General features: G+C 64.3%; 11 protein-coding genes. 2 read left to right on the top strand and 9 right to left on the bottom strand.

Features of this window, described 5'->3' with window-relative positions; translation table 11 throughout:
- Positions 1-4 precede the first annotated feature (4 nt).
- Positions 5-2,080, top strand: a complete 2,076-nt coding sequence (gene recG / locus BUE09_RS18420) for an ATP-dependent DNA helicase RecG (RefSeq protein ID WP_073303308.1) — start codon at positions 5-7, stop codon at positions 2,078-2,080.
- 74 nt (positions 2,081-2,154) lie between these two features.
- Positions 2,155-3,558 carry an aminoacyl-tRNA deacylase and HDOD domain-containing protein gene (locus BUE09_RS18415; protein ID WP_073303306.1) on the top strand — a complete coding sequence of 468 codons (1,404 nt, stop codon included), beginning with the start codon at positions 2,155-2,157 and terminating at the stop codon, positions 3,556-3,558.
- Between the two features lie 70 nt (positions 3,559-3,628).
- Here the strand turns inward: BUE09_RS18415 and BUE09_RS18410 are convergent, their stop codons facing one another.
- The 9 genes from BUE09_RS18410 to gspE form a co-directional block, all read right to left on the bottom strand.
- The gene (locus tag BUE09_RS18410) at positions 3,629-4,141 is read right to left on the bottom strand and encodes a type II secretion system protein M (RefSeq protein ID WP_073303304.1); all 513 of its coding nucleotides are present in this window, start codon (positions 4,139-4,141) and stop codon (positions 3,629-3,631) included.
- On the bottom strand, positions 4,138-5,280 hold the full coding sequence (gene gspL, locus BUE09_RS18405) for a type II secretion system protein GspL (protein WP_073303302.1): 1,143 nt from the start codon (positions 5,278-5,280) through the stop codon (positions 4,138-4,140). Before gspL ends, BUE09_RS18410 begins: the two co-directional genes overlap by 4 nt.
- 3 nt (positions 5,281-5,283) lie before the next feature.
- A complete protein-coding gene (gene gspK, locus BUE09_RS18400) occupies positions 5,284-6,267 on the bottom strand; it encodes a type II secretion system minor pseudopilin GspK (protein ID WP_073303299.1) in 984 nt (327 codons plus the stop codon).
- Positions 6,264-6,980 carry a type II secretion system minor pseudopilin GspJ gene (gspJ, locus tag BUE09_RS18395; protein ID WP_073303297.1) on the bottom strand — a complete coding sequence of 239 codons (717 nt, stop codon included), beginning with the start codon at positions 6,978-6,980 and terminating at the stop codon, positions 6,264-6,266. The genes gspK and gspJ overlap by 4 nt, the downstream gene beginning before the upstream one ends.
- On the bottom strand, positions 6,977-7,384 hold the full coding sequence (gene gspI / locus BUE09_RS18390) for a type II secretion system minor pseudopilin GspI (RefSeq protein WP_073303296.1): 408 nt from the start codon (positions 7,382-7,384) through the stop codon (positions 6,977-6,979). Before gspI ends, gspJ begins: the two co-directional genes overlap by 4 nt.
- Complete coding sequence (gspH, locus tag BUE09_RS18385) at positions 7,381-7,956, bottom strand: type II secretion system minor pseudopilin GspH (RefSeq protein ID WP_073303294.1); 576 nt, start codon at positions 7,954-7,956, stop codon at positions 7,381-7,383. The genes gspI and gspH overlap by 4 nt, the downstream gene beginning before the upstream one ends.
- A gap of 3 nt (positions 7,957-7,959) precedes the next feature.
- Positions 7,960-8,394, bottom strand: a complete 435-nt coding sequence (gene gspG, locus BUE09_RS18380) for a type II secretion system major pseudopilin GspG (protein WP_073303291.1) — start codon at positions 8,392-8,394, stop codon at positions 7,960-7,962.
- A 5-nt stretch (positions 8,395-8,399) separates the two neighbouring features.
- Positions 8,400-9,614: a GspF family T2SS innner membrane protein variant XcpS gene (xcpS, locus tag BUE09_RS18375; protein ID WP_073303289.1), complete on the bottom strand. Its 1,215-nt coding sequence runs from the start codon at positions 9,612-9,614 to the stop codon at positions 8,400-8,402.
- A gap of 436 nt (positions 9,615-10,050) precedes the next feature.
- A complete protein-coding gene (gspE, locus tag BUE09_RS18370; RefSeq protein ID WP_073303287.1) occupies positions 10,051-11,565 on the bottom strand; it encodes a type II secretion system ATPase GspE in 1,515 nt (504 codons plus the stop codon).
- Positions 11,566-11,958: the final 393 nt, after the last annotated feature.

Genomic DNA, 11,958 nt, shown 5'->3' with positions numbered 1-11,958 from the left:
TGCCATGAGCGAGCTGGCTGCGGTCCCGGTGACCGCGATAAAGGGCGTCGGTGCGGCGCTGGCCGAAAAGCTCGCCAAGGTCGGGCTGGAATCCCTGCAAGACCTGCTGTTTCACTTGCCCCTGCGCTATCAGGACCGCACCCGCATCGTACCGATCGGCGCCCTGCGGCCGGGCCAGGATGCGGTAATCGAAGGTACCGTTACGGGCGCCGACGTGGTGATGGGCCGACGCCGCAGTCTGCTGGTGCGCCTGCATGACGGCAGCGGTAGCCTCAGCCTGCGCTTCTATCATTTCAGCCAGGCGCAAAAGGAAGCCCTCAAGCGCGGCACCCAGGTACGCTGCTACGGGGAAGCGCGACCAGGCGCGTCGGGGCTGGAGATCTACCATCCCGAATATCGGGCGCTGACCGACAACGAGCCGGCGCCCGTCGAGCAGACCCTGACGCCGATCTACCCGACTACCGAAGGCCTGACGCAGCAACGCCTGCGCCAGCTGACCCAGCAAGCGCTGGCGCGGCTTGGCCCGCACAGCCTGCCCGACTGGCTGCCTGATGAGCTGACCCGCGACTACCGGTTGGCCAAGCTGGACGAAGCGATTCGCTACCTGCACCGGCCGCCGCCAGATGCCGATCTGGAAGAACTCGCCGAAGGCCGCCACTGGGCGCAGCACCGTCTGGCCTTCGAGGAACTGCTGACGCATCAGCTTTCCATGCAGCGCCTGCGCGAGAGCAGCCGCGCTCAGCACGCTCCGCCGCTGCCTGCGGCCCGTGAGCTGCCGAAACGTTATCTGCAGAATCTCGGTTTCCAGCCCACTGGCGCCCAGCAGCGAGTCGGTGCGGAGATCGCCTATGACCTTGCTCAGAACGAACCGATGCTGCGCCTGGTGCAGGGCGACGTTGGCGCCGGCAAGACTGTGGTTGCTGCGCTTGCCGCGCTGCAGGCTCTGGAAGCCGGCTATCAGGTGGCGCTGATGGCGCCGACCGAGATTCTGGCCGAGCAGCACTTCATCACCTTCTGCAAATGGCTCGAACCTCTGGGCATCGAGGTCGCCTGGCTGGCCGGCAAGCTCAAGGGCAAGGCACGGGCCGCGGCACTGGAACGCATCGCCGCCGGTTGCTCGATGGTGGTCGGCACCCACGCGCTGTTCCAGGATGAAGTGCGGTTCAGCAGGCTCGCCCTGGTGATCATCGACGAACAGCACCGGTTCGGCGTGCAACAGCGGCTAGCGCTGCGCCGCAAGGGTGTCGACGGGCGACTCTGCCCGCATCAGCTGATCATGACCGCCACACCCATCCCGCGAACGCTCGCCATGAGCGCCTATGCCGACCTGGACACCTCGATTCTCGATGAACTGCCGCCGGGCCGTACCCCGGTCAACACCGTGCTGGTGGCCGACAGCCGCCGCCTGGAAGTTATCGAGCGTGTGCGTTCGGCCTGCAACGAAGGGCGCCAGGCCTACTGGGTCTGCACGCTGATCGAGGAATCCGAGGAGCTGACCTGCCAGGCGGCCGAAACCACCTTCGAAGACCTCTCCGCCGCGCTCGGCGGACTCAATGTCGGGCTGATCCATGGCCGCATGAAGCCCGCCGAAAAAGCCGCGGTGATGGCCGAGTTCAAGGAAGGTCGCCTGCAATTGCTGGTCGCTACCACCGTCATCGAAGTCGGCGTCGATGTTCCCAATGCCAGTTTGATGATCATCGAAAACCCCGAGCGCCTGGGCCTTGCTCAGCTACACCAGCTGCGTGGCCGGGTCGGGCGTGGCAGCGCGGCCAGCCATTGCGTGCTGCTCTATCACCCGCCGCTCTCGCAGATCGGTCGTGAACGACTGGCGATCATGCGCGAGACCAGTGACGGCTTCATCATTGCGGAAAAGGATCTGGAGCTGCGCGGGCCGGGGGAAATGCTGGGCACCCGGCAGACCGGCCTGCTGCAGTTCAAGGTCGCTGATCTGATGCGCGACGCCGATCTGCTGCCGGCCGTACGCGATGCGGCACAGGCGCTTTTGGAACACTGGCCACAGCACGTAAGCCCCCTGCTAGAGCGCTGGCTGCGCCATGGCCAGCAATACGGGCAGGTTTGACGCTCGTCGGCAAACCCAAACCGCACTAACGCTAAGGCTATACTGCGCCGATCGGGAATAAAGATGGACTTTCCATGAACTCGGCTGCTGAGACCAAAAACAACATTACGCTCCCACCCATGATCGTGCAGCTGCTGGACAAGCTGGCACTGCCTTACCGCACCTGCGAGGATCGGCCGGACCTCGATCCGGCCCGGCGCGTGCAGGCCATTCTGGTCGACGACGCTATCGGCGCGCTGCTGGTGCTCTATCCCAGCGACCATTTGCTCGATCTGCCACGTCTGGTTGAACTGACCGGGCGCCAGTTGGTGGCGGTTAAGCCCGAGCGGCTCACTCGAATGCTGTCCAAGCACGACCTGAAAGTTCTGCCAGGCCTGCCGCCACTGACCAGCTCACCCTGTCTGTATGAAGAGCGCCTGCTGCGGCAGCCGCTGCTGTTCATCGAAAGCGGGCAGCCCGGCCTGCTGCTGGAAATAGCCAGCCATGACTTCAAGCAGTTGCTCAGCAAAGCCAGCGCCGGCCAGTTTGCCGTTCCGCTGAGCACCATCCAGCCCAACCTCGACCGTCCGGAAGAGGACAGCGCGGACATTACCAAGGCGGTGCAAAGCTTCACCGCCCGGCGCATTCAGAAGCGGCTGGAGGAAACCATCGAAATTCCGCCGCTGGCGCAGACGGCACAGAAAATCATCAAACTGCGGGTCGACCCTGACGCCACCGTGGACGATATCACCGGCGTGGTCGAGACCGACCCGGCGCTGGCGGCACAGGTGGTCAGCTGGGCCGCCTCGCCCTATTACGCCGCGCCCGGCAAGATCCGCTCGGTGGAAGATGCGATCGTACGGGTGCTCGGTTTCGACCTGGTGATCAACCTGGCGCTGGGGCTGGCACTCGGCAAAAGCCTGAGCCTGCCCAAGGATCAGCCGCAGCAGGCCACGCCCTACTGGCAGCAGTCGATCTATACCGCAGCGGTGATCGAAGGATTGAACCGCGCCATCCCGCGCGCTCAGCGACCTGAAGCGGGTATCAGCTATCTGGCGGGGCTGCTGCACAATTTCGGCTATCTGGTGCTGGCGCACGTCTTTCCGCCGCATTTTTCGCTGATTTGTCGACACCTGGAGGTCAACCCGCATCTGAATCACAGCGCGATCGAACAGCACCTGCTGGGCATCACCCGAGAGCAGATCGGCGCATGGCTGATGCGCTATTGGGGGATGCCTGACGAGCTCTCGACGGCACTGCGCTTCCAGCATGACCCGCACTATCAGGGCGAGCATGCCGGGCATGCCAACCTGGTCTGCCTGGCGGTCCGGCTGCTGCGTAACCGTGGCATCGGTTCCGGTCCCTACAGCGAGATTCCGCAGGATCTCTTCGATCGCCTCGGACTGAGCCGTGACAAGGCACACGACGTGGTCAACAAGGTGCTCGACGCCGAAGCCGCGCTCCGTGCCCTGGCGATGCAGATTCATCCCTCGCAGTGAGCCTTGGCAGCAGCGCTTACCGCGGCGCTGCTGGCAACCTGACCTGTTTATCGCCGCCGTTGTGCGCCGGTTAGCCGTTCGCGCGGAAGCTCACCCGCGCATCGACCAGCCCCTCCCCAACCTGACTGATGCTGACCTCGGCGAGGCTCGCTCCTGCGGCTTGCAGCTCATCGAACCAGCGCAACAGCGCGCCATAAGATGCGCCGGGGAGCGTGACCTGCAGGCTGCCGTCATTGCCGAAATCGAAGCTCTCGATGGTCAGGCCGCTCTGCTGCGCACTTTGCGTTACTAATCCCTGTAGCTGCTCCGGCGCCAGTGAAACCGGATTGCTGCGCGACATCTGTCGCGCCAGCTCGGTGTTTTGCTCGAGATAGGCATGCATTTCACGCTCCTGCTGGAAGTACGCTTGCGCGTCCCGCACGCGCTGCTGGGCAGGTGCCCAGAGCAGAACGTAGAACAACACCACCAGCAAAAAAGCGCCAAGCAAGGTAAGCGACAGGCGCTCGCGGGGTTGCAGCCGTTGCCAGCGCAGCCACAGGGGCGATTCGGCCAGGCGCACGCGCATCTGTTGTCGCAAGTTCATCCTTGACCTCCGATCACTACGCGCGCGCTGACTGCATTGCCGTCCCTGCTGGCGGAGCCCAGCTGAACGCTTTCCCCGGTCTCGCCCAGACGCTGACGCAGCTGTTCCAACGCTGCAAAATCGCTGGCGCGCACCTGCAAGGCCAGGTCACCACGGGCCTGGTTGAAATCAAGCTGCCCGATCGACACCGGAATGCCTTCGGCCAAGGCCAGCGCCACTTCATTCAGCAAGCGCATGAATTCTGCCGACGCACCGGCGCTCTGGCCGATATGTGCGTCGAATTGCGCGCGCAGATTGACGATGCGACGGTCCTCGGGAAACAGCTCGGTATAGAGCGCGCGACTCGCGTCGGCATAGCGCTCGGCCTGACTTTCCAACGTCCAGGCCTGGACCAGGTTGAACACCAACTGCACGGCCAACACCAGCGCCAGCACGACCATAACCGGCTTCCACTGGCCGAGCCCGCTACCCGCAGCATGGATGGCAAAATCGCCCTGTGCCAGATTGAGCGCAGCGGCGCGTCCCGAGGCGAGGAACCGGTAAGGTTGGTCAAGCTGCTGGTAGTCGTCCAGCGGCGCTGGCGCCGCATCCAGGTTTCCGTGCCCGTGATGGGGCACGGGGCACTGGCTGGCCAGGTGCGACCATTGCCTACTCTCGAAGGCCAGTCGGGCTTCCGGGCTGCCGCCGAGCAATGCGCGGCCGTCGATGAACAGCAGCTGGGTGCCGTCGCGTGGCAACAGGTCGGCATCGACATGAATCGCGACGATGGTCAGGCCGAGCGCCTTGAGATCCTCCAGCCAGTTGGCCAGCAGCTGCCGGCGGATAGCGATGACCCGCCGCCGCCCATCTTCCAGCGCATCGCCATGGGTCAGGTGCAGGTCATCGACATTCTCGGCCAGCAGCTCCTCCACTGCGTAGGCCAGCGCTTGATTGACCCAGCGCGCTTTGCGCGTCGGCAGGTTGACTGCGAACGCGCTGCATACCTCGGCCGGCAGCACCAGCGTCACCGCCGCCGACGCTCCTTCGATGACATTCGCCAGCGGTATCCAGCCATCGTCGCCTTCGCCCGGCAGCCAGTAGACGCGGGTGTCGCGGTCGATCCGGGCGCCGCAGTCAGCGGGCAGAAACAGGCAGTCCATCGGCTATCGCTCTCCGTCATTGGTTGGTCGGGGCAGTCGTGGCGGCTGTCCCAGGTTGCGCTGCAGCACGCGGACATCGCCATTTTCCTCACGCCGCAAGCGACTCACCAGCGCCAGACGGCGGTCCGCCAGGCGTACCTCGCTGATGGCCTGGAAGAATTGACTGGCCACCGCAATATTGGTGCCTTGAAGTTGGACACCGCTGAGCGCCGGTTGCGCCATGAAAGTGGCTGTGTCGCGAAACGGGGTGGCCTGCCGCGCCTTCACCAGCGACTCGGCGGCGCTGGGGCTGAGGCTGTCGGCGAGGCTCGACAGCACCACGGCACTGGCCGTGTTGATGTTCAGCGGTGTATCGGCCGGTAGCACGCTGACGTAGGGCGCCAGTCGCTGAAAATCCTCGTCGCGCATGCCGAGCAGCAGGCGCAGCTCGGAGAGATCCTCCAGCCGTCTGCCCGCCGTGCGATAGGGCGGGTCGAGCAGCAGATAGGCATTGTCCTCCGCACCAAACTCGCCGCTGGGTTGCTGGTCGCTGTCGATCCAGTCCACCAGCCGCTCGGCATAAGGCTCGGTGATCTGCAGGCGCAGCAGCAACCGGCGAAACTGGGCAAGCGCTGCCGCGTTGGGCTGCTGCTCCTGCACCAGACTGTTGAGATTGAAACGCCCGGCCAGATCCTCGATACGTACCTGAACCTGCCCCTGTCCTTCATCGAGATCGTACGCCGGTTGCGGCAGCGCCCAGGCTTCCAGCAAATGATCGACCGCCGGTTGCCCTGTGCCCTGGCCGGACAGCTGCAGATCGCGGCGCAGCAAGGTCTGCGCCAGCGCCTCCCCGCCCAGCGCGAAATGCCAGGCCTGGCGTGCCTGCAGCTGGTTGCCGGTGCCCCGGATCGACAACTGCTGACGCGCGATCATCCCGGCGCAAATCACCGTGACGATGGCGACCACCAGCAGCACGGTGATCAGTGCGACGCCGCGCTGGCCTCTCATTGCATCTCTCCCACGCCGCCGGGTTCCGGCACGCCCTGGGAGTCTGGCTGGATGAATTGCGGCGCCGGCGTCGGGCCATCCGGCAACCGCAGCAGGCGGGTGATGGTGCCGTAACGCTGGTGATCGACGGAGACCTCCACGGCGAGCGGCAGCCGCCGCGCCTGTTCCTCCGGATTACCGCGACCGAAATCGAACGGAGGCCATTCCTCGTGCCAGCTGTTCTCCGCATCCAGATAGCGCAGCCGCAGCGCCTGCACGTTGTCGAGCACAGGCTGCACCCGTGGTTCGCTGTCCACGTCGCGATCGAGCACCACCCAATAGACCCGCTCCAGCGTGTCGCCAGCCAGCCGCCAGCGTACCCGCTGCAGGTTGGCCCTACGCATACCCGTGGGGTTACGCCAGCCGCTGCGGGTCAGCTCCAGCGAAACGCCATCCGCGGAGCCGGCCATCTGGCCGATGAAAGCATTCTGTTCGTCACCGTAGCCGTCGCGCACTGGTCGCGGCATGGCCTGGATGAGGTCGCGTTCCAAACTCCACATCGCGCGACCGATTTCGCGCAGCTGCACTTCCTGTGCGCGCACCACCTCGTCACTGCGCATCACCGCTTCGAGCATGCGGTAGGTGGCCAAGCCCAACAGCGCGAACAGCGCGATAGCGATCAGTAATTCCAGTAGCGTGAAGCCTGCGGTGGCACGAGCTGTGCGGATCGTCATGGGTCAACGCCAACGAAGCCGATGAGGCTGGTCACCGCGCGCTCTTCGATTGGCCCACCCCCGACACCCCGCCGCTGCTCGGCGGCCGCGACCCAGACGCGAATACGCAGCAAACCGGGCGTACCGCTGGTTTCCACTTCGCTGAGGGTCTGCCATTGACGACCCCCAAACTCTAAGCGGGTATCTTCGCGGCCAATACTCGGTGCCGGTTGTTGCAGCTGCAGCTCGGTGAGGCGGTTGTCGGCGATCCAGCCGGCCAGGGTCAGCGCTTCCAGCCGCCCGGCATTGCTCACGCTGCGCCCGGCCGCGGTCAGCACCACCGCGGCGACGATGGCGAAGATTGCCAGCGCCACCAGCACTTCAAGCAGGGTGAAGCCGCGCGAGCGCGCCGGACGATGACTCATCGACGCTGCTCCACCGGTTCGGCCCGCGGCATGCGAAAGCCATCGCTGGACACCGTCCAGCGGCTCCCTCCAGGTCGCTGATCGGACAGGGTCAGGGTGAACGGGGACAGCTCGCCACTGGAGAGAATCAGCAGCTGCGGCTGCACGCGAGGAGCACGCCGCCGCTCTCGGTCTTCATCATCGGACAGGCCTGCCGGGTCATCCTCGCGTTTGACCGGGGCCACCAGCTCCAGCGGGGTGCCGTCGAGCTCCAGCTCCAGGCGCATCCACGCGGGTGCCTGGTGCGCTTCGCGATTGCCCACATCGAGCCAGCGCGCATCGGCCTCGTCGTAGTGCATGACCCGGTAACCGTCCTGATCGAACAGCAAGCCGTATTCACGGCTATCGAGCACGGCTTCGTCGGCCATCAGACTGATCAGGGTCGCCACACGTTGCGCTTCGTCGCGAATCTCGCGCGACGAGCTGGTGTTACCGGTCGACAGCACCGCCAGCCCCACCAGGCTGCCCAGGATGACGATCACCACCAGCAGCTCGATCAGCGTGAAACCACCGTCCCGGCGCGCCTGGGGCATCGATCAGAGGTCCCAGTTACCGATATCCGCGTTCAGTTCGGTGCCACCCTGCTTGCCGTCAGCACCATAGGAATACAGGTCAAACTGGCCCTGGGTGCCCGGCGACAGGTACTGGTACTCGTTGCCCCAGGGATCCTTCGGCACGCGCTTGAGGTAGCCGTCGCGATTCCAGTTCTTTGGCTGCGGATTGCCACCGGGCTTTTCCACCAGCGCATCGAGACCCTGCTGAGTACTGGGGTAGGCATAGTTGTCCAGCTTGTACATGTCGAGGGCGGCGCTGACCGCCTTGATGTCGCCCTTGGCCACGGTCACCTTGGCCTGATCCGGGCGGTTCATCACCTGCGGCACCACCAGCGCGGCGAGAATCCCCAGGATCACCACCACCACCATGATTTCAATAAGGGTGAAGCCACCCTGTTTGCGTCTGTTCAACATCATTCTCACTAGCCCACCAGTTGATTGAGAGAAAGGATCGGCAGCAGGATCGCCAGCACGATCACCAATACCACAGCCCCCATGAACACCAGCATGAAGGGTTCGAAAAGTCCCACCATCAGGGAGATTTGCGCAGCCAGGTCGTTTTCCTGGTTACGGGCGGTGCGCGCCAGCATCTGGTCCAGCTCACCAGACTTTTCACCGCTGGCGATCATGTGCAGCATCATCGGCGGAAATTCGCCGGTGGCATCCAGCGCGCGGGTCAGGCTGCCGCCTTCACGCACACGTTGGGCCGCCTCAATGACCTTGTCACGAATGCGCAGGTTGGCGATCACCGCCGCCGCGATGCCCAGCGCATCCACCAGCGGCACACCGCTACGGGTCAGAATCGCCAGGGTCGAGGCGAAACGCGCGGTGTTGGTCGCCCGCGCCAGCCGCCCTACCAGCGGGATACGCAGGATTAGCGCATGCCAGCGACGCTTGATCTTTTCGTCGCGCAGCGCCTGTCGCATCGCCAAGACTGCCGCGACGATGCCGATGAGCATCAGCCAACCCCAGCGCTGCACCACCTCACTCACCGCGATCAGCCCGGTCGTCAACGCCGGAAGCTGCTGTCCGGTATTGACGAACACCTTGACCACGTCCGGCACCACATAGCCCAGCAGCAACACGACGATGGCCAGCGAGGCCACCAGCAGGATGACCGGATACAGCAGCGCCAGTTGTATTTTCTGCCGCGACTGTTGGCGCTGATCGGTGTAATCGGCCAGTTGGTCGAGCACCAGTCCGAGGTGTCCGGCATGCTCGCCCGCCGCAACGGTGGCGCGATACAACTCGGGAAAGGCCGACGGATATTCACGCAGCGATCCCGCCAGGCTATGGCCTTCCATCACCCGTGCCCGAACGGCCAGCAGCATCGACTTGATCTTCTGAGATGACGACTGCGCCGCCGCCGCACGCAGCGCTTCCTCGATGGGCAACGCGGCCTGCACCAGGGTTGCCAGCTGCCGGGTCACCAGCGCCAGGTCGCGCGCCGACAATCCACGACCAAAGGCGAAACCGCCCCCGCCAGTGTCTTCCTTGGCCTTGGCCTGCTTGACGTCCAGCGGCGCCCACTGCTTCTCACGCAACAGCTGCCGCGCCTGGCGCGCGCTGTCCGCCTCGATCAGGCCCTTCTGCTCGCGACCACGCGGATCGAGGGCGATGTATTCGAAGGCAGCCATCAGCTCTGGACCAAGCCGGCGCAGGTAGCCCGTCCGCGGTCAAGACCGCTCCCACGGCGGGCTGGTGCGGGTGCTCCAGAACTGAGGCGAGACAGATCGCGCCCGATGACCCTCGCCCCAAAACACAGGGCAGGTTGCAACCGCCCTACGGTTTCCCGCCGAGCCAGGCGGCTGGCGGGACCTGTGACAGCGGTCCTGACCGCGAGCTCTTCGGTGAAACCAAACAAACCCTTCACCCCGCCTCCTTCCGCGTTCCGCATAGAAGCTCGCGGTCGAGACCGCACCCACAGAAGGTTTTCCTCGGCGCCATGCCTATGTTGAGGCAAGACCGCTTTACTGACTGGCTGGCCAACGCTCAGCCCATGGTCACACCGCGCATCCGTGGGAGCAGTCTTGACTGCGAACTCTCCGGCGAAACCAAGCAAACCTTTCACCGCTACTCCTCCCGCGTCACGCGCAGCACTTCCTCGATGGTCGTTACGCCCTCACGCACCTTGCGCAGACCATCGTCGCGAATGCTCGGGCCCAGGCGGCGGGCGTGGCGAACCATGTCCTGCTCGGTGGCGCGGGTGTGGATCATGCTGCGCAGGGTGTCGTCGAACATCACCAGCTCGTAGATACCGGTCCGCCCGCGGTAGCCCAGCTGGCGACAGACGTCGCAGCCTTCGGCGTGGTACAGCGTCGGGGCTTCGCTCGGATCGAGGCCGAACAGCGCGCATTCGGCCTCGTCAGCGACGTAAGCGCGCTTGCAGTCATTACACAGTACGCGGACGAGGCGCTGGGCCAGCACACCGAGCAGCGAAGATGAGATCAAGAATGGCTCGACGCCCATGTCTACCAGGCGAGTTACTGCACCGATGGCGCTGTTGGTGTGCAGCGTCGAGAGCACCAGGTGGCCAGTCAACGAGGCCTGCACGGCCATGTCGGCGGTTTCCTGGTCGCGGATTTCGCCGACCATCACCACATCCGGATCCTGACGCAGGATGGCGCGAAGGCCACGGGCGAAAGTCATGTCGACCTTGGTGTTGACCTGGGTCTGGCCGATGCCTTCGAGGTTGTACTCGATCGGGTCTTCGACGGTGAGGATATTGCGCGTGCGGTCGTTGAGCGTGACCAGGCTGGCGTACAGCGTGGTGGTCTTGCCGGAGCCGGTCGGGCCGGTGACCAGAATGATCCCGTGCGGTTTCTGCACCGCCTGCTCCATGACCTTGCGATCGCGATCACTCATGCCCAGATGGCGCAGAGTGAGGCGACCGGCCTGCTTGTCGAGCAGCCGCAGGACCACACGCTCGCCGTTGGCCGAAGGCAGCGTCGATACCCGGATGTCTACTTCGCGACCGCCGACCCGCAGGGAAATCCGGCCGTCCTGGGGGACGCGCTTCTCGGCGATATCCAGCCGCGCCATGACCTTGATCCGCGACACCAGCAGCGCCGCCAGTTCGCGCTTGGGCTGCACCACTTCGCGCAGGATGCCGTCGATGCGAAAGCGGATCACCAAGCGTTTTTCGAAGGTTTCGACGTGGATGTCCGAGGCGTTTTCCTTAATGGCTTCACCGAGGATGGCATTGATCAGGCGGATGATCGGCGCGTCGTCTTCCTGCTCCAGCAGGTCCTCGGTTTCCTGGATCTGGTCGGCCAGGCTGTGCAGATCCATATCGTCGCCAAGGCCCTCGACCATCAACATTGCCGCCGAAGAATCGTGCTGGTACGCCGCGCTCAGGGCCTGCTCGAACTCATCCTGTGCCAGCCACTGCATCGCCAAGGGGCCGCCTGCGACGCGCTGCGCCTCCTGCAGCGCAGTCAGCGGCGCGCCTTCGCGAGCGCACAAACGAAAACCCTCCGGGCGTTCCAGCAGTATCACGCCGTGGCGCCGGGCGAAGGCGAAAGGCAACCGACGCTGAGCCGGCTCGTCCAGCAGAGTGGTTATCTCGTTCACGTCCAGTTCGGCCATGCTGAATTTTCCTGCGGGCATTCAATCGAAGAAGGTCGCCCTGAAGCCAGCGCGACCAACCGCATTGGACTACAAGGAATGCATGACATTGCAAACCTTCGGCAGTTTTTCCCGTATCGCTACGCGGCCGCCGGCAAACCGGCACCAAGGTCGAATATAGCCAAGGCTGCAGATGAATACCGCGTCTATGGCCGGTCATTCATGATTGCGCCTCGCGTAATTCGCCACGGAACATTAGACGAAGGTCGAACCCAATACTGGCGCACCTTACAACGATACAAAGCAACCTAACGGTCACGTCGCGAACGAAACGGTAGCTTCGCGCTCTGATTAAAACAGTTGTTTGATTTTTTCAGGCCTTGCAGAATGCCGCGCCGCGCCAGGCTTCAAGCC

Origin of the sequence: Stutzerimonas xanthomarina DSM 18231, assembly GCF_900129835.1 — a bacterium.
Lineage (GTDB): Bacteria > Pseudomonadota > Gammaproteobacteria > Pseudomonadales > Pseudomonadaceae > Stutzerimonas > Stutzerimonas xanthomarina.
This window is presented reverse-complemented; position numbering and strand designations above follow the sequence as displayed.